Below are 17105 nucleotides of genomic sequence, written 5' to 3' on the forward strand. Positions count from 1 at the left end.
AGCTGTGTATAAGAGACAGGGATTTCTATACCTGAAGCAATTTTTCTTCTCTTCTTCCCGGCTTGCTTGCCTTGCCTACCCTTCTTGGCCACAAAACGGCATGATAATTAACAGTGATCTTTCCAACCGAGGGCCGTATGCTGAGGCAAATTCAACTGGGGCGAATCAATCTTAGTCTGGTGCTCCTGGCGGTGGGCGGGGTGTTGACCATCGTTGGCTTTGTCGCCTACTTTCAAGACAATTCCACCCTCAATCTGGTTGGTTTTTTCTACGGCATTCCGGTGTTGCTGGGGGGGCTGGCCCTGCGGGCCGCCGAGCTAGAGCCGGCCCCCTACAGCCAGCCCACCCAGCCCGAGGTGCTCAAGCTGCGTGACGAGCAGGCCACCCCGACCCAAAATCAGGTGCGGCTCGATGTCACCCGCTACCGCTATGGCCAGGAGGCCCACCTAGACGTGGCCCTACAGAAACTAGGGCTGAGCCCCTCTGGGCAGGAATGCCCGGAGCTGAGGGGCTTGCACGAAGATGAAATCGACGGCAGCTATGCCCTGGTACTGGAGTTTGATTCGGCGGCGGTGCCCTTCTCAACTTGGGTTGAGAAAAAAGCCAAAATTGAAACCTTCTTTGGCCCTAGTATACGGGCCGAACTCAGCCAGCCGGAAGACGAGCGCGTCAATCTGGCGCTGATTACGCGGCTAGAGCCCGCGACGGTTCCTGTAGAAGCCTCATAGGCAAGCTAGAGAGTCTAGCTGACCTTTCCCTGCGATCGCACCCCCATCCAGCAACCATGATTCGTTCCGCGCTTAGCACCAGCCACCGCCGCCGCGCATTTCTCCGCAGACCTGCTGCACTGCGCTGCCTCGCCTTGATGGCCCTGCTGTGGAGTCTGACGGCCTGTGGTACCCCGTTAGCCCAGATCAGCACCGCCTACCAGAGCATGGCCCCCAGCCCCGATGGCATAGGCCGAGTCTACCTGGGTCGAGAGATTGCCCAGACCATGGGCCATCAGGGGGCGGGCTGGCTCGATCGCCCCAGTCGATTGCTGCAAGAGCGGCCCCAGGCGGCGATCGCCGCCCTCGACCTCAGCCCCACCGACGTGGTGGCCGACATTGGCGCTGGCACCGGCTACTTTGCCCGCCGCATCGCCCCTCTGGTGCCCCAGGGCAAAGTGCTGGCGGTAGACATTCAGCCCGAAATGCTGGCCCTGCTTGAGGGCGAACTAGAAGCCAAGGGGATTGACAATGTAGAGCTGATTTTGGGGCAGCTCGACAACCCCAACCTGCCGCCCAACTCCATTGACCTGGCCCTCATAGTCGATGCCTACCACGAGTTTGCCTACCCCCGCGAGGTCATGGCGGGCGTTGTAGCGGCGCTGAGGCCTGGCGGCCAGGTGGTGCTGGCCGAGTACCGGGCCGAAAACCCCATGATTTTGATCAAGCGCTTGCACAAAATGAGCGCCGCCCAGGCCCGGCGCGAAATGGCCGCCGTCGGGCTGCAATGGGTTAAAACCGACGATCGCCTACCCGAGCAGCATCTGCTGTTTTTTGAGAAACCAGCCTGAGCAGGCCTTGTGAGACAATGAAAGCGCAATTGATACTGACCCTAGGGATATCCACCCATGCTGAAGCGGCTGGCCACAGTGCTTTTGATTGTTTTTGCCGTCTCCCTCCAGAGCTGTGTGGGCAGCGGTGGCGGGCTTCAGGCCTACGCCGACCAGTACTCGGGCTATGAGTTTATGTACCCCACTGGCTGGGTTGAGGTGAATGTCCCCGGGGCCGCCGATGTGGTCTTCCACGATATTATTCATGAGACCGAAAACGTCAGTGTCGTGATCAGTGAAGTGCCTGAGGGCAAAGGCCTCGATGAGCTGGGCACCCCTACCGAAGTGGGCTATAAACTCTCTAAGAGCTTTAGCGCCCTGTCGGGCGACGAGAGCAGCGTTGATCTGCTCAGCGCCCAGCGCATTGGCACCGTTGACGACAAGACTTACTACATTCTCGAATACCTGGCCGACCTACCCGCTGGTCAGCGTCATAACCTGGCCAGTGCGATCGTGCGCCGGGGCAAGCTCTACACCTTCAACGCCTCCACCGACGAAGGTCGCTGGGAGAAGGTCAAGGACATGATGAAACAGTCGGTGGCCTCCTTTAAGGTTTCCTAGTTGAGAAATTTGGGTGTCTTAACCCAACCCCATATTGTCCTGATTTATCCAAGTAGAAACCCAGTTTCTGACTATGGCCACCTCCTCTCGTCCGCAGTTTGTGCTTGCCTCAGCTTCTAAGGGTCGCCGGTTACTCCTGGTGGGGGCGGGCATTCATCCTTTTGTTTGCCCCAGCAATTTTGACGAAGACCAGGTTCCAATCACTGACCCGCCCACCTATGTCGCCACCCTGGCCCGCTGTAAGGCCGAGTTGGTAGCGCCCCGGTTTCCCAGCGCGCTGGTGCTGGGGTGCGATTCGGTGATGGCCTTTGATGGCAAGGTCTATGGTAAGCCCGCCGACAAAAACGACGCGATCGCCCGCTGGCGGCTGATGCGAGGCAAAATGGGGGCGATTCATACCGGCCACGCCCTCATCGCCCCCAGTGGCCAACTCTTGGTTCGCAGCGCCGTCACCTACGTTTACTTTGGTGATATTGACGACGCCACCATTGCCGCCTACGTCGATACGGGAGAGCCCCTGGCCTGCGCCGGAGCGTTTTGCAGCGACGGCAAAGGGGCGCTGATGATTGAGAAAATTGAAGGCTGTCACAGCAACGTCATTGGCTTGAGCCTGCCCCTGCTGCGCGCCATGCTAGAGCAGTTGGGCTACCGGGCCACCGAGTTTTGGTGAGGGTTCCTTTTCCGATACACTGGAGCAATGCTCAAAACTGAGCGGCCTTATGCTGGGGCTTGACATCGGAGTTAGTCTCGATGGGGTCGCGGGATGATAAGGTTTTGTGTTGTCGATTACTACTTAAACGAGGCGTGGGAAAACCATGAGCACAGAGGTTTTTGAAAAGGTCAAAAAAATTGTCAGCGATCAGCTGGGAGTTGAAGAAGGCGACGTTAAACCCGAAGCCAGCTTTGCCAATGACCTAGGTGCCGATTCGCTAGACACCGTAGAGTTAGTTATGGCTCTTGAAGAAGAATTTGGCATTGAAATTCCCGATGAAGCGGCTGAAGGCATTGCCACAGTGCAAGACGCCGTCAACTTCATCAAAGACAAAGCGCCTGCCTAGGCCAGCCCAGTGGGCCAGTAGATTCCATGTAGATTATCTACTACCGAATAGGGGCGAAGCTACCGTCTAGACCTCGTCCCTACCGCTACCACGGCCAGCCTTGATGGGTGACTGATAGTGTTCTATTCCTCAATAATCTCGACCTAGATTCGGTTTTTCTGAAATATTGCCATGGCAAACTCTGACTCAAAGCGTGTTGTAGTAACCGGCATGGATGCCATTACCCCCATCGGCAATACTCTGGAAGCATACTGGGCGGGGCTGGTGGCGGGGCGAAGCGGCACTGCTCGCATTACTCACTTTGACCCATCCCAACACGCGGCGCAGATTGCAGCAGAAGTCAAGGGGTTTGACCCAGGCGACTTTCTCGACAAGAAAGAGGTCAAGCGCATGGATCGGTTTGCTCAGTTTGCGGTAATTGCCAGTAAGCGGGCGTTGGCCCATTCTGGACTCACCATTACCGATCTCAATGCCGAGCAAATTGGCACCTGTATTGGCTCCGGCATTGGCGGGCTCAAGGTACTCGAAGACCAGCAGGAAATCTACCTCACTCGTGGGCCTAGCCGTTGCAGCCCCTTCATGATCCCGATGATGATTGCCAATATGGCGGCGGGGCTGACTGCTATTCATACCGGCGCAAAGGGGCCCAGTACCTGTGCGGTAACCGCCTGTGCCGCTGGGTCTAACGCCATTGGCGATGCCTTTCGGCTAATTCAAAACGGCTATGCCCAGGCCATGATCTGCGGCGGCACTGAAGCGGCGGTAACGCCCCTGGGGGTGGCGGGCTTTGCCTCTGCCCGGGCCCTGTCTACCCGCAACGATGACCCTGCTACCGCCAGCCGCCCCTTTGACAAAAGCCGCGATGGTTTTGTGATTGGTGAAGGCTGCGGCATTCTCATTCTCGAAGAGCTACAGCATGCCCTCAGCCGCGGAGCCACCATCTATGGCGAGATTATCGGCTATGGTATGACCTGCGATGCTTACCACATGACCGCGCCGGTACCCGGTGGCAAGGGTGCCGCCCGCTGCATTCAAATGGCCCTTAAAGATGCCAGGGTATCGCCTGCCGATGTCAGCTACGTCAATGCCCACGGCACCAGCACCCCTGCCAACGACCCCACCGAAACCCAGGCAATTAAAACGGCATTGGGAGAAGACGCCTACAGAGTCGCCGTGAGTTCGACCAAGTCCATGACTGGGCACCTGCTGGGGGGCTCAGGGGGCATTGAGGGCGTGGCCACCTGCTTGGCCATTGCCAACGATATTGCTCCCCCTACGATCAACCATACCGAGCCTGACCCCGACTGCGATCTCGACTATGTTCCCAACCAGAGTCGCCCCATGCCCATTGAGGTAGCGATTTCTAACTCCTTTGGCTTTGGGGGCCACAACGTAACGCTGGTGTTTAGAAAATACCGTAGCTAGAGCTACAGGTTGATAGGTATAATGACTTATACGTGCCCCAAAAACGTGCCCTGAGGCACCCAATCTTTTTGCCTCGCAACCTTGGAGGTATTGACATTCGTCTGGTTGCGGGGTCTGCTGAAAGGCAAGGCATGGTCTTACATAAACGAGACCGTTGACTGAATTAGCCTCCGGGCTATCCCTGTGCTGCTGCTCCGAAAAACCGTCGTTAAGCTGTTGAACCTATGGCTGTTGCAACCCAATCCCTGGAAGAGCTCTGTATTAATTCCATTCGCTTCTTAGCGATTGATGCCGTGGAAAAGGCCAAATCGGGCCACCCTGGTCTACCCATGGGGGCGGCTCCCATGGCCTACGTGCTGTGGGACAAGTTCATGCGGTTTAACCCCAAGAACCCCCAGTGGTTTAACCGCGATCGCTTTGTGCTGTCGGCGGGCCACGGCTGCATGTTGCAATACGCCCTGCTATATCTCACCGGCTACGACAGCGTCACCCTAGACGACCTCAAGCAGTTTCGCCAGTGGGATGCACGCACCCCCGGCCACCCCGAAAATTTTGAAACTCCGGGCGTGGAAGTCACCACCGGCCCGCTAGGCCAAGGCATCGCCAATGCGGTCGGTCTGGCCATGGCTGAAGCCCACCTGGCCGCTAAGTTCAACAAACCCGACTGCACCCTGGTCGACCATTACACCTATGCGATTTTAGGCGACGGCTGCAATATGGAAGGGGTCTCTGGGGAAGCCTGCTCCCTGGGCGGTCACCTGGGGTTGGGCAAGCTGATTGCCCTCTACGACGACAACCACATCTCCATCGACGGGTCTACCGACATTTCCTTTACTGAGGATGTAGGTAAGCGGTTTGAGGCCTACGGCTGGCACGTACAGCACGTCGAGAACGGTAATACGGATTTGGATGCGATCGCCAAAGCCATTGAAACCGCCAAGGCCGTCACCGACAAGCCCTCCCTGATTAAGGTCACCACCACCATCGGCTATGGCTCACCCAACCGGCAAAATACTGCTGGCATCCACGGGGCGGCCCTGGGCGGTGACGAGATCAAGCTCACCCGCGAGAACCTAGGCTGGGGCTACGGCGACTTTGAAACTCCCGCCGATGCCCTTAGCCATATGCGTAAGGCGGTAGAGCGCGGCGCTAGCCTCCAGGCTGAGTGGGAAGAGACCCTGGCCACCTACCGCACTAAGTACGCTGCCGAGGCCGCTGAGTTTGAGCGCATGCTGGCCGGTAAGCTGCCCGAAGGCTGGGCCGATGCACTGCCTACCTACACTCCCGCAGACAAGGCCCTGGCTACCCGCAAAAACTCCGAAATCACCCTCAATGCCGTGGCTCCGGCTATCCCTGAGCTGATCGGTGGATCTGCTGACCTCACCCACTCGAACCTGACCGAGCTGAAGATCTCGGGCAGCTTCCAGAAGGGGGCCTACGAAAACCGCAACCTGCGCTTTGGCGTCCGCGAGCACGGCATGGGGGCCATCTGTAACGGTATCGCCCTGCACAACTCGGGGCTGATTCCCTACTGCGCTACCTTCCTGGTCTTTGCCGACTACATGCGGGCGGCGATTCGCCTGTCGGCTCTCTCCCAGGCGGGGGTGATCTATGTGATGACCCACGACTCCATTGGTCTGGGCGAAGATGGCCCCACCCACCAACCGGTGGAAACCATTGCCTCCCTGCGGGCCATCCCCAATCTGATCGTCATTCGTCCGGCTGACGGCACCGAAACGTCTGGTGCCTACAAGGTAGCCGTAGAGCACCGCAAGACACCGACGCTGATGGCTTTTAGTCGCCAGGGACTGCCCAACTTGCCCGGGTCTTCTATTGAAGGCGTGGCTAGGGGGGCCTACACCGTCGACGACTGCGACGGCACCCCCGACTTGATTATGATCGGTACCGGCAGTGAGGTCAGTCTGTGCGTCAAGGCTGCTGAGGAACTGCGGGCCGCAGGTACCCAGGTGCGGGTGGTTTCAATGCCCTCCTGGGAACTGTTTGATGCCCAGGATGCCGCCTACCAGGAGTCGGTGCTGCCTAAGGCTGTGACCAAGCGTCTGGCCGTGGAAGCTGGTATTGCCATGGGCTGGTGTCGCTATGTCGGTGCCGAAGGCGATGTCGTCAGCGTTGATCGCTTTGGCGCCTCCGCCCCCGGTGGCCTGGTGATGGAGAAGTTTGGCTTCACCGTCGACAATGTGGTGAGCAAAGCCAAGGCGCTGTTGGGCTAATCAGCTCTAGTCGTTTAGGTTAGTTGGTACACAGAGTGGGGCGATCGCCCCACTCTGTGTTTAGGTTATTTAAGTCTGCCATACTGCCTATCCTCCTCACTCTAGAAGGCAACAGTCCGGACAGTTTTAGCAACGACGCTATAAGGCTTACAGGGCAATCACTCTAGCAATTACCTATTTAACCTGAATTCGGGTTAAGCCGCCCTCGTTTAGAATCAGGCTAGCCTTCCCCGCCTGGGAGGGGTTAGGGTTGGGATTAGGGGTGGGAAGGATCTACCATCTAGTATGAGCGATCCCGAGTCTGAGCTTGAACCCCGAATTAACGCTGTGCTCCCGACAACTGCCAACTAGGCCCCCTTAACAATGGGATTTTGTCCAGCGAGGGAGCTCAGCCATTGTGCCCATGACTCATTTGATGTTGCGGTTGCCAAAGGCACTTGTCAGTGCCATTGGGACTCTGCTTCGAGCGATTCCCTTGGCCTGGCTTCTTGCAAAACCGGAGTTTAGTTTTGGTGAATATTCGGTTCTGTCTCGTATCCGCAATAGTGAGCAAATGGCTCAATCCATCCATATATTCCATCTGTTCCGTAAGCCAGCCCTTGCGCATTGCCAAGGGCTGTCTCTGCTGCCGCCTGATCGCCTCGCTCAGTCGCTTCCAGATAGTCAACCATAGAGTCACGAGTGACCATGATGCTACCCAGAGCCTGCTGATAGAGCGCCTGGAGGGTAGTATCTGCAAAGCTCTGTTCCTCTAACTGCTGAATTTCCCTATTCAAAACTGCAACCAGATTTTCCACCAGCTCCTGCTGACTGTCGCGATCATTTTCCTTGGTTGTGAAACGCTCGTTGAAGCCAGTTAGGGCAGCTTCAAACCGTTGGCATTGGGCTTGGGCAGACTCGACATTAGTAGAAGACGGCTCATCTGCGGCAGTGATTTGCCCCGCACAACCCGCCATTACCAAAGCCATACTCAGTAAGAAAAAACGAGTTTTCATCAGCAATCAGAAAGACAACACGAGACCTGCACCAGGCCCACAGCAAACCTAACAACCCACGGCACCCTGTAATCCCGCCTATCGGTCAGATTGTCGATTGGTCTATAGCAATCGCTCTAATCCCTCTAGCTCCCCATAACTCTGAACCTTAAACCTTTCCGGGGCTGAACCCATTCATAACCTATTTCCTTTACAGTGGCGAAAAAAGGCATCGCAGATTAGCACGCCCGCACAGTCTGCCCCTGTTCAGGAGGACCCTATGACAATCCCCCCTAATTGCCCCACGGTAGATATCGAAGACGATCGCACTGGCCTGAGCGTCGATACCCTGCGCCGGGCACTGGCCGACAATCTGTTCTATATCCAGGGCAAGTGGTCCGAGGTGGCCAGCACCAACGACTTTTACCTGGCCCTGGCCTATACAGTGCGCGATCGCATGATGCAGCGCTGGCTGGGCTCCACCCGCACCTACCTCAAACCCGAGGTGCGGGTGGTCACCTACCTGTCGGCGGAGTTTTTGCTGGGGCCGCACCTGGGTCGCAACCTGCTCAATTTGGGCATCACCGAGCCGGTCAAGCAAGCGATTGCCGAATCGGGGCTCGATTTTGACGAGCTAATCGCCCAGGAAGAAGAACCCGGCCTGGGCAACGGTGGCCTGGGTCGCCTCGCCGCCTGCTATATGGAATCCCTCGCCAGTCTAGAAATTCCTGCCATTGGCTACGGCATTCGCTACGAGTTCGGTATCTTTGACCAGGAAATTCGCGACGGCTGGCAGGTCGAAATTACCGACAAGTGGCTGCAGTACGGCAACCCCTGGGAAATTCCCCACCCCGAGGCCAGCGTCACCGTGGGCTTTGGCGGCTATAGCGAGGGCTACACCGACTCCGATGGCCGCTACCGCAAGCGCTGGATTCCGGCCAAGCAGATCAAGGGCATCCCCTACGACACGCCGATTCCGGGCTACAAGGTCAACACCGTCAACACCCTGCGCCTGTGGAAGGCTGAGGCGGTGGAATCCTTTGATTTCCAGTCGTTTAACACTGGCGACTACTACGGCGCGGTCGATGGCAAAGTCACCTCCGAGAATATCTCCAAGGTGCTCTACCCCAACGACGAGCTGTTCGAGGGCAAGCAGCTGCGTCTGGAGCAGCAGTTCTTTTTTGTCTCCTGCGCCCTGCAGGATATGATTCGCATTCACCTGGCCTCGGGCCGCAAGCTCGACAGCTTCCACGAAAAGTTTGCCGCCCAGCTCAACGACACCCACCCCGCCGTGGGCGTCGCCGAGCTCATGCGTCTGTTAATCGACGAGCACGGCATGGGCTGGGAGGTAGCCTGGAAGGTGACCCAAAACACCTTTGCCTACACCAACCATACGCTGCTGCCCGAAGCCTTGGAAAAGTGGCCAATTTCCCTATTTGGTGGCCTGCTGCCCCGCCATTTGGAGATTATTTTTGAAATTAACCAGCGGTTTATGGACCAGGTGCGGGTGCAGACCATGAATGACCCGGCTAAGTTGGCCAGCCTGTCGCTCATCGATGAGTCTGGAGAGCGCTACGTGCGCATGGCCAACCTGGCCAGCCTGGGCAGCTCCGCCATCAACGGGGTCGCCGCCCTGCACAGTGAGCTGCTCAAGCAGACCACCCTTAAGGACTTTCACCAGCTGTTTCCCGGCAAAATTCGTAACGTCACCAACGGGGTTACCCCCCGCCGCTGGATTGCCCTGAGCAACCCCCGTCTGGCCGCCCTCTACCATGAAAAAATTGGCGACGGCTGGCTCCATAACCTCGACGAACTCCAGCAGCTCGAAGGCTTTGCCGACGACCCTAGCTTTCGCGCTCACTGGCGGCAGATCAAGCACGACATTAAGCAAGACCTGGCCACCTATATCCGCAGCCGCACGGGCATTACCGTCAACCCCGACTCGCTGTTTGACGTGCAGGTCAAGCGCATTCACGAGTACAAGCGTCAGCACCTCAACGTGCTGCACATCATCACCCTCTACGAACGGCTGCGGCAAAACCCCAGTTTGGATATCACCCCGCGCACGTTTATCTTTGGCGGCAAGGCGGCCCCTGGCTACCACATGGCCAAGCTGATGATTAAGTTCATCACCGCCGTCGGCGATGTGATCAATCATGACCCGGCGGTGGGCGATCGCCTCAAGGTCGTTTTCCTGCCCGACTACAACGTCACCTTTGGCCAGCGAGTGTACCCCGCCGCCGATCTCTCAGAGCAAATTTCCACCGCCGGTAAAGAAGCCTCGGGTACCGGCAACATGAAATTTTCCATGAGCGGGGCGCTCACCATCGGCACCCTCGACGGGGCCAACGTCGAAATCCGCGAGCTGGCGGGTGACGAAAACTTTTTCCTCTTTGGCCTGACCGCCGCCGAGGTGACGGCCCTCAAGGCCAGCGGCTACAACCCGCGAGATTACTACAACAGCAACCCTCAGCTAAAGGACGTGATCGACCTGGTCAACTGCGGCTTCTTTGCCCAGGGCAATGGTGAGCTGTTCCAAGACATTACCAACAACCTGCTCTATAGCGACCCCTACCTGCTGCTGGCCGACTACCAGGCCTATATTGACGCCCAAGACCAGGTCAGTGTTGCTTACAAAGACCAGGAACACTGGTCGCGCATGTCGATTCTCAACGCCGTACGCATGGGCAAGTTTTCGAGCGATCGCTCCATTAACGACTACTGCACCGACATCTGGAAAGTCACCCCCGTGCCGGTGGAGATGATGGAGTATGACCAGACCCAGGCAGGATTAAAGGTACCGTGATAGTTAATTTCAATTAACTATCACGGTACCTTCATCTAACTACCCCTATGGCCCTCAATCTCTACCTCCTGCGCCACGGCGAAACCGAATACAGCAAAAGCGGCAGTTTCTGTGGCGAGCTTGACCCCGAGCTGACCCCAGAAGGCGTGGCCATGGCCGAGGCTTTTGCGGCCAAGTATCGCCAGATGCCCTGGCAAGCGATCTTCTCCAGCCCGATGAAGCGCACGATCGCGACGGCCATGCCCCTGGCCCAGGCGGTGGGGGTGAATGTACAACTGCGCAACGGGCTGAAGGAAACCAACTATGGAGCCTGGGAGGGGCTCACCGCCGAGTATGTGCGAGAGCACTTTAGCGACGACTACCTGTACTGGCTCACTGAACCCGCCTGGAACCCGCCCACCGGGGGCGAAAGCTCGGTGCAGATCGCCAGTCGGGCCTCCCTGGTGATGGCTGAAATCGAAGACAACTTCACCGATGCCAATGTGCTGGTGGTGTCTCACAAGGCCACCATTCGAATTATTTTGTGCAGCCTGATGGGGATGGATGTGGGGCGGTACCGCAATCGCATCAGTTTCCCCGTCGCCTCGGTCAGTATGGTGCGGTTTGATAACAACGGCCCCATGCTGGTGAAGCACGGCGATCGCTCTCACCTGCCCGCAGAACTGGAATCGAGACCGGGTACCTAGGGAGGATGCCAACGATCGAGTAGCACCCGACGATAGATAAGTAGCGCCTGCCAAGACTGCCCTACACCTGTTTTCTCGCCTTTAATCCGTCATGCCGCTTAACCTCTATTTCCTCCGCCACGGCGAAACCGAATCGAGCCAGACTGGCACCTACTGCGGTTTTTCTAACCCAGGGCTGACCGCCTCGGGTACCGCCATGGCCCAGGCCTTTGCCGACAAATACCAACGCCTGCCCTGGCAGGCCGTCTATGCCAGCCCGCTGCGGCGCACGGTGGAAACAGCCACCCCTTTTTGTCAGGCCACGGGCCAGACCATGGCGCAGCGCGACGGGCTGAAGGAAATGTTCTTTGGGGAGTGGGAGGGGTTGACCCACGACGAGGTAGAGACCCGCTACAGCGGAGACTACGTTCGCTGGCTCACCGAACCCGCCTGGAACCCGCCCACCGGAGGCGAAACCGGGGTGCAGGTGGCCAGCCGCGCCGCCCTGGTAATCGCTGAAATTGAGGCCAACCACAGCTCCGGCAACGTGCTAATTGTGTCTCACAAAACTACAATTCGCCTGCTTCTCTGTAATCTGTTGGGTATCGATAGCGGTCGGTACCGCGATCGCATCGAGCTGCCCGTCGCCTCGGTCAGCCTGGTGCGCTTCGGCGACCATGGCCCGAGGCTGGCCAAGCACGGCGATCGCTCCCACTTGCCCGAGGAGCTGGACTCAAGGCCGGGAACCTAGGGCTGAGATCGCAAAGTGATTTTCAGAGGGTATTCAGCGTAGCTCTCAAATTTAGAATTTCCCCTTAAAATCAGGGCGATTCTTTCGCTAGTGGAAATTTACCGGCCATCATGGACAACAAAAAACCTGTTTTCGGCATCCAGGGCTACAACCCGATCAAGACCGTTACGGAGCTGCACTCGTTTTGTCGCGATATGCAGTCGTATTACCAGATTGCCCGGGGTGACCTACTGGGCCAGCTGGAAGCGACGGAGGGCAAAGACGAAATTCGCCTGCACAAAGAGCTGCAAGACCTGAGCCGCAAAATTGAGTTCTACCACGTGCTCAACAATGCCGTATCCATCGCCGACACCATGTTCCACACCCAGGAAATGATTGCCGAGTTTCGCGATACCCCATGAAAATTCTGGTACTCAATGCCGGGTCGAGCAGCCACAAGAGCTGTCTGTTTGACCTTGCTAAAGACAACTCTGACGCCCCTAACCCCCTATGGCGCGCTGCCCTCGACTGGACTCACCAGGCGGGTAGCGTAGAGCTATCGGCCAGCGGCGGCGGGGAGTCGGTACAGCAGGTGCTGCCCATCACCGACAAGGCAGCAGGCATTGAGGCGATGGTGAATACCCTAGTGGAGGGGCCAACCCAGGTGCTGGGCAGCCTGGCGGAAATCGATGCGGTGGGCCATCGGGTGGTGCACGGGGGGCGCGACTACGTCGATAGCGTGCGGGTCACGGAGGCAGTAAAAGCCACGATTCAGCGACTGATTCCCCTGGCCCCGGCCCACAACCCCGCTAACTTGCAGGGCATTGAGGCTATGGAACGTATCTTGGGCGATACCCCCCAGGTGGCGATGTTCGACACCGCCTTCCACGCCCGCATGCCCGAGGCCGCATCGACCTACCCTGGCCCCTACGACTGGGTTGAGCAGGGCATTCGCCGCTATGGGTTCCACGGCATTAGCCACCAGTACGTGGCTCAGCGGGCGGCAGATATGGTGGGGCAAAACATTGCCGACCTGAAGCTGCTGACCTGTCACCTGGGCAACGGCTGCTCCCTGGCCGCCGTGAAAGGAGGCATCAGCGTCGATACCACCATGGGGTTTACGCCCCTGGACGGGCTGATGATGGGCAGCCGTTCGGGCAGCTTAGACCCCGGCATTCTCATTTACCTGATCCGCCAGGGGGGCTATAGCGCCGACCAGCTCGATACGCTGCTGAATAAAGAATCGGGCCTGAAGGGCATGTCGGGCCTGTCGAACGATATGCGATCGGTGATTGAGGCGATGGATCAGGGGAATGCTCAGGCCAAGCTAGCGGTGGATGTTTTTATTCACCGCCTACGCCGGGAAATGGGAGCAATGATGGCCAGTCTGGGCGGCCTGGATGCCGTGGTGTTTACTGGTGGCATTGGCGAAAACAGCTCCCTGGTGTGGCAGCGAGCTTGCGCAGGCTTTGAATTTCTGGGGCTGCGGTTAAGGGATGACCTGGGTCGCACCAAGGATGACCAGGATATTGCAGCAGCGGACTCGGCAGTGAGGGTGCTGGTGATCCACACCCAGGAAGAATGGGCGATCGCGCAAGCCTGCCTAGCCCTCGGCTAGGGCTTCGACAGTCTTTTCTGGCTCCCTTTGCCCCCTCGAAGAGGGGCTGGGAGTATCGTTCTCTGGCCCACCCGACCCGGCATCTAAATAAGATGGGCCTGGGCCAACCTCACCTAGCCACCCGGCATCGGCCTAGGGTGGAACCGTTTTTGGATCTGGGGTCAATTATCTCTATCCCGTTCATCCGTCTGATACCAAATCCTGCCTGAATACCCCCGGTTCGTAGGGGCATAGCATGCTATGCCCCTACGAGGTTCCTGATTATGAATCGGGGTTTCCCAAATCGGATTTCGTATAACAGCCCAGTGCCAGGATAACTTTTTCTGCTATCGGTTTCACGACCCCTGAGCGAATTTGCCTGGTTAAAACAGCGCCGCAAGTTCGTTCAGGGGTAGCGGCCGACCCAGCAGGTGGCCCTGGGCAATGTGGACATGCAGCTGCTCCAGCGCCCTGAGCTCGGCCAGGGTTTCTACCCCCTCGGCCACGATGTGACTATCGGTTTCTTGGGCAAACCCAACCAGGGCGGCGGTTAACGCCCGGCGGGTGGGGTCGGTATCGAGATCGCGGATGAGGCTGATATCGAGCTTGATAATGTCTGGATTGAGCTGGAGGATGTGGAGAAAACTGGCGTAGCCAGACCCGGCGTCGTCTATGGCTAGGCGAAGGCCTGAATGGGCGCTGGCTACCCCCGGCCTGTCTGTCCTTGAGCTTGGAGATGGCTGCCCGCGATCGCAGCGCAGCGCCGTAAGCTGTTCGCCAAACTGCGCATAGTCGGGAATGGCGACATGCTCCGTTACCTCTAGCACAATGCGGTGGCGGGGCACCCCCTGAAGGGCCTGGTCAACCGCCCCGTTAAGAACGTTCTCGGGGGAAACATTGATCGACAGGTAGATATCCTCAGGAACATGGTCGAGGCAATCCAGCGCTTTGGCGATCGCCGCCATCTCTAATTCTGCGCTGAGGCCTACCTTAGCGGCCTCAGCAAACCAGATATCGGGGCTGCGCAGGGGCCGTGGCCAAAACCGGGTCAGCGCTTCGAAACCAATGATTTTGCGGTCTACGAGATTGACAATGGGCTGGTAAACCAGGGTAAACGCAGCGGCCTCTAGCACCGATGCAATTTGCTGAACCATCTCTCGGCGAGTTTGGTCGGCGTCAAACTGGCGGCTAATCTGCCGGGCGGTAAAGTCGGCAAACAGGCGCATCAGGGTCAGGTCGCGATCGCTCAAGGTAAAGTCGGGTCGGGTGCTGACGCAGCAAAAGGTGCCGTAGGTCTGGCCATTGCCGAGGCGGAGCGGAACGCTGATATGAGCGCCCACCGGTAACGCGGTCGTGATTGGTAACGCCAGGGCATCGGGCAGGGCTGACGCATCTTGAATGATTTGGGGAAATCGACCATCGACAATACGTTGGCAGTAGCTCTGCTCAAGCGGGTCTGAGTCCCCTACGGCGATCGACACCGTTGCCAAATCTGAGTCAATGTAGCGAAATCGCCGGCGACCATCGGCAAATTCAGAGACAAACGCGACTTCCATATTCAGGTATAGACGAATGGCCCGCAGAGCATCGATGACCAGATCATCGATTGACCCATTGCCTAGACTCGATTTTGACAAGAGAACGTGGGGTATGAAAGCTTCCTGGTCAGGCGTTGTCATTGAGTCGAAAATCGATTTTTCGGCCATTTAGCATGATTCCAAACGGTATGCTGAGCTATGGTTTAGGCTATTTTTGGGGTAGATAAGGCTACTTTTTAGCCAGACTGGGCTAGGTTGCTTGGCCCAGGTAGCAGCAGATATCAGTCATCACTGTCGCCACCGAGGGTAGGGCGTTGTTTACAAATCGTCAGTAGCCTAGGCTAGCTCATTGCCCCAGCCTCGAGGCTGGCTACAGGGCTGTCGTGAGCGAACGGGCCAGCGCTATCGTTTTGTATTTTCTGTAGAGCATATTTAAAGCTTACAAGCTCTTACCCTATAGCTATATTAAGAGTGAGCAAAGAATAAGATACATCTGTTTTATGGCTGTATTTTGAAAGCTCAACGCTTGAGTGATTCAGTCGTGATCGGTCGTGTTTTAGTCAATCTAAACCTCAGGTTATGAGTGTCAGCAGTTCGGCTTCGCTGAGAATGATGACGCCCAGCCCCTCTGCTTTAGTCAACTTTGATCCGGCTTTTTCGCCTGCAACTAGATAGTCGGTAGCTTTGCTAACGCTGCTGGTGACTTTACCCCCGGCCGCCTCAATGAGCTTAGTGGCTTCGGGCCGCGTCAGGGTCGGTAGGGTGCCGGTGAGTACCAGGGTTTTGCCTGCCAGGGGGCCAGCGGCAGCGGCCTGGGCTTGCTCCTCTGGGGTAGCGGCTAGCTGTAGCTTCGCCTGAGCTAGGCGAGCGATCAGGGTTTGGTTGGCGGGCACCTGAAACCACTGGGCCACCGATTGAGCAATTTCAGGGCCGATGGTGTGGACGGTTGCAATTTCGTCGGGGCTGGCGGTGGATAAGTCTTCCACGGTGAGGAAGTGCTGGGCCAGAGTCTTGGCATTGACGGTGCCCACGTGGCGAATACCGAGGCCGTAGAGCACCGAGGCCCAGGGGCGGGCTTTAGAGGCGGCGATCGCATCTACCAGCTTTTGGGCCAGTTGCTGGCCCATGCGATCGAGCGGCAATAAACTCTCCACGGTGAGGCTGTAGAGATCGGCGACAGACTCCACCAGCCCCTGCTCCACCAGCTGCTTTACCCACTTCTCGCCCAGTCCCTCAATATCGAGGGCATCGCGCCTGGTCCAGTGACTGATCGCTCCCTGCACGATCGCCGGGCAGGAGCTATTGATGCAGCGGGTGACCGCCTCGCCTTCGGGCTTGACCAAAGGGCTATCGCATTCAGGACAGCGGGTCGGCATGGTAACGTTAGTCGCATCTTCGGGGCGCAGTTCCGCCAGCACCCGCACCACTTCAGGAATGATTTCCCCCGCCTTGCGCACAATCACGGTGTCGCCCCGATGAATATCGAGTTCCGCCAGGCGATCGGCATTGTGCAACGTAGCGCGGGCCACGGTGGTACCCGCCAACTGCACCGGACGCAGCTCGGCCACCGGGGTCACCGCCCCAGTACGACCCACCTGAAAGCTGACATTTTCGAGCACCGTGGGCACCTCTTCAGCCGGGTACTTCAGCGCCACCGCCCAGCGGGGAAACTTCTGGGTGAAACCCAGCTGCTGCTGGAGGACAAAGTCGTTGAGTTTGACCACTACGCCATCGGTCAGGTACGAGAGCTGGGCGCGCTTCGTAGCCCACTCGTTGTAGTAGGCCTGCACATCCGCCGCCGACTGACAGATCTGGCGATTGGGGTTGACCCGAAAGCCCAGGGATTGCAGGAGTTGAAGAGCATCCCACTGCGTAGCAGGCACCTGGAGAGCTAACTTCTCAATCTCCCCCGCTCCCCCACTC

15 protein-coding genes and 1 pseudogene are annotated in these 17105 nt (G+C 57.8%); 12 read left to right on the forward strand and 4 right to left on the reverse strand.

Annotation, left to right across the window (positions count from 1 at the left end):
- Nucleotides 1–137 precede the first annotated feature (137 nt).
- From IQ254_RS22820 to tkt, 7 genes are all read left to right on the forward strand, one after another.
- On the forward strand, nt 138–728 hold the full coding sequence (locus tag IQ254_RS22820) for a DUF2854 domain-containing protein (RefSeq protein ID WP_193968467.1): 591 nt from the start codon (nt 138–140) through the stop codon (nt 726–728).
- Between the two features lie 56 nt (nt 729–784).
- Complete coding sequence (locus IQ254_RS22825; RefSeq protein ID WP_228041008.1) at nt 785–1558, forward strand: class I SAM-dependent methyltransferase; 774 nt, start codon at nt 785–787, stop codon at nt 1556–1558.
- A gap of 57 nt (nt 1559–1615) precedes the next feature.
- Complete coding sequence (gene psbP / locus IQ254_RS22830; protein WP_193968455.1) at nt 1616–2158, forward strand: photosystem II reaction center PsbP; 543 nt, start codon at nt 1616–1618, stop codon at nt 2156–2158.
- A gap of 73 nt (nt 2159–2231) precedes the next feature.
- Nucleotides 2232–2828, forward strand: a complete 597-nt coding sequence (locus IQ254_RS22835; protein WP_193968456.1) for a nucleoside triphosphate pyrophosphatase — start codon at nt 2232–2234, stop codon at nt 2826–2828.
- A gap of 145 nt (nt 2829–2973) precedes the next feature.
- Nucleotides 2974–3216, forward strand: coding sequence for an acyl carrier protein (acpP, locus tag IQ254_RS22840; RefSeq protein WP_193968457.1), 243 nt, complete (start codon nt 2974–2976; stop codon nt 3214–3216).
- A gap of 171 nt (nt 3217–3387) precedes the next feature.
- Nucleotides 3388–4641 (forward strand): beta-ketoacyl-ACP synthase II, encoded by a 1254-nt coding sequence (gene fabF / locus IQ254_RS22845; RefSeq protein WP_193968458.1) that lies wholly within the window; start codon nt 3388–3390, stop codon nt 4639–4641.
- A 224-nt stretch (nt 4642–4865) separates the two neighbouring features.
- Complete coding sequence (gene tkt / locus IQ254_RS22850) at nt 4866–6872, forward strand: transketolase (RefSeq protein WP_193968459.1); 2007 nt, start codon at nt 4866–4868, stop codon at nt 6870–6872.
- A 503-nt stretch (nt 6873–7375) separates the two neighbouring features.
- On the opposite strand, the gene IQ254_RS22855 is transcribed toward tkt, so the two are convergent.
- Nucleotides 7376–7867: a hypothetical protein gene (locus tag IQ254_RS22855; protein ID WP_193968460.1), complete on the reverse strand. Its 492-nt coding sequence runs from the start codon at nt 7865–7867 to the stop codon at nt 7376–7378.
- 259 nt (nt 7868–8126) lie between these two features.
- On the opposite strand from IQ254_RS22855, the gene IQ254_RS22860 reads away from it, so the two are divergent.
- The 5 genes from IQ254_RS22860 (at nt 8127) to IQ254_RS22880 (ending at nt 13665) form a co-directional block, all read left to right on the forward strand.
- Nucleotides 8127–10652: a glycogen/starch/alpha-glucan phosphorylase gene (locus tag IQ254_RS22860; protein ID WP_193968461.1), complete on the forward strand. Its 2526-nt coding sequence runs from the start codon at nt 8127–8129 to the stop codon at nt 10650–10652.
- 47 nt (nt 10653–10699) lie between these two features.
- Entirely contained in the window at nt 10700–11338 is a 639-nt protein-coding gene (locus IQ254_RS22865) for a histidine phosphatase family protein (RefSeq protein WP_193968462.1), read from the forward strand.
- 91 nt (nt 11339–11429) lie between these two features.
- Nucleotides 11430–12068 carry a histidine phosphatase family protein gene (locus IQ254_RS22870; protein WP_193968463.1) on the forward strand — a complete coding sequence of 213 codons (639 nt, stop codon included), beginning with the start codon at nt 11430–11432 and terminating at the stop codon, nt 12066–12068.
- Nucleotides 12069–12178: 110 nt separating this feature from the next.
- Nucleotides 12179–12469 carry a hypothetical protein gene (locus IQ254_RS22875; RefSeq protein WP_193968464.1) on the forward strand — a complete coding sequence of 97 codons (291 nt, stop codon included), beginning with the start codon at nt 12179–12181 and terminating at the stop codon, nt 12467–12469.
- Complete coding sequence (locus IQ254_RS22880; RefSeq protein WP_193968465.1) at nt 12466–13665, forward strand: acetate kinase; 1200 nt, start codon at nt 12466–12468, stop codon at nt 13663–13665. Before IQ254_RS22875 ends, IQ254_RS22880 begins: the two co-directional genes overlap by 4 nt.
- A gap of 54 nt (nt 13666–13719) precedes the next feature.
- Here the strand turns inward: IQ254_RS22880 and IQ254_RS33835 are convergent.
- The 3 genes and pseudogenes from IQ254_RS33835 to ligA all read right to left on the reverse strand — a co-directional run.
- Nucleotides 13720–13812, reverse strand: a pseudogene (locus IQ254_RS33835) (flavodoxin family protein); the annotation flags it as partial.
- A gap of 215 nt (nt 13813–14027) precedes the next feature.
- Complete coding sequence (locus tag IQ254_RS22885; RefSeq protein ID WP_228041009.1) at nt 14028–15350, reverse strand: EAL domain-containing protein; 1323 nt, start codon at nt 15348–15350, stop codon at nt 14028–14030.
- Between the two features lie 404 nt (nt 15351–15754).
- Nucleotides 15755–17105: NAD-dependent DNA ligase LigA (gene ligA / locus IQ254_RS22890; RefSeq protein ID WP_193968466.1), on the reverse strand; the 1351-nt coding region annotated here is incomplete at its 5' end.

The organism is Nodosilinea sp. LEGE 07088, from assembly GCF_015207395.1.
GTDB lineage: Bacteria > Cyanobacteriota > Cyanobacteriia > Phormidesmidales > Phormidesmidaceae > Nodosilinea.

What these genes read in the sequence shown, in the direction of transcription:
- IQ254_RS22820 (WP_193968467.1), top strand. Translation starts at nt 138, where the DNA reads ATGCTGAGGCAAATTCAACTGGGGCGAATCAATCTTAGTCTGGTGCTC.
- psbP (WP_193968455.1), top strand. Translation starts at nt 1,616, where the DNA reads ATGCTGAAGCGGCTGGCCACAGTGCTTTTGATTGTTTTTGCCGTCTCC.
- IQ254_RS22870 (WP_193968463.1), top strand. Translation starts at nt 11,430, where the DNA reads ATGCCGCTTAACCTCTATTTCCTCCGCCACGGCGAAACCGAATCGAGC.
- fabF (WP_193968458.1), top strand. Translation starts at nt 3,388, where the DNA reads ATGGCAAACTCTGACTCAAAGCGTGTTGTAGTAACCGGCATGGATGCC.
- IQ254_RS22825 (WP_228041008.1), top strand. Translation starts at nt 785, where the DNA reads ATGATTCGTTCCGCGCTTAGCACCAGCCACCGCCGCCGCGCATTTCTC.
- acpP (WP_193968457.1), top strand. Translation starts at nt 2,974, where the DNA reads ATGAGCACAGAGGTTTTTGAAAAGGTCAAAAAAATTGTCAGCGATCAG.
- IQ254_RS22885 (WP_228041009.1), bottom strand. Translation starts at nt 15,350, where the DNA reads ATGGCCGAAAAATCGATTTTCGACTCAATGACAACGCCTGACCAGGAA.
- IQ254_RS22880 (WP_193968465.1), top strand. Translation starts at nt 12,466, where the DNA reads ATGAAAATTCTGGTACTCAATGCCGGGTCGAGCAGCCACAAGAGCTGT.
- IQ254_RS22835 (WP_193968456.1), top strand. Translation starts at nt 2,232, where the DNA reads ATGGCCACCTCCTCTCGTCCGCAGTTTGTGCTTGCCTCAGCTTCTAAG.
- tkt (WP_193968459.1), top strand. Translation starts at nt 4,866, where the DNA reads ATGGCTGTTGCAACCCAATCCCTGGAAGAGCTCTGTATTAATTCCATT.
- IQ254_RS22865 (WP_193968462.1), top strand. Translation starts at nt 10,700, where the DNA reads ATGGCCCTCAATCTCTACCTCCTGCGCCACGGCGAAACCGAATACAGC.
- IQ254_RS22860 (WP_193968461.1), top strand. Translation starts at nt 8,127, where the DNA reads ATGACAATCCCCCCTAATTGCCCCACGGTAGATATCGAAGACGATCGC.
- IQ254_RS22855 (WP_193968460.1), bottom strand. Translation starts at nt 7,867, where the DNA reads ATGAAAACTCGTTTTTTCTTACTGAGTATGGCTTTGGTAATGGCGGGT.
- IQ254_RS22875 (WP_193968464.1), top strand. Translation starts at nt 12,179, where the DNA reads ATGGACAACAAAAAACCTGTTTTCGGCATCCAGGGCTACAACCCGATC.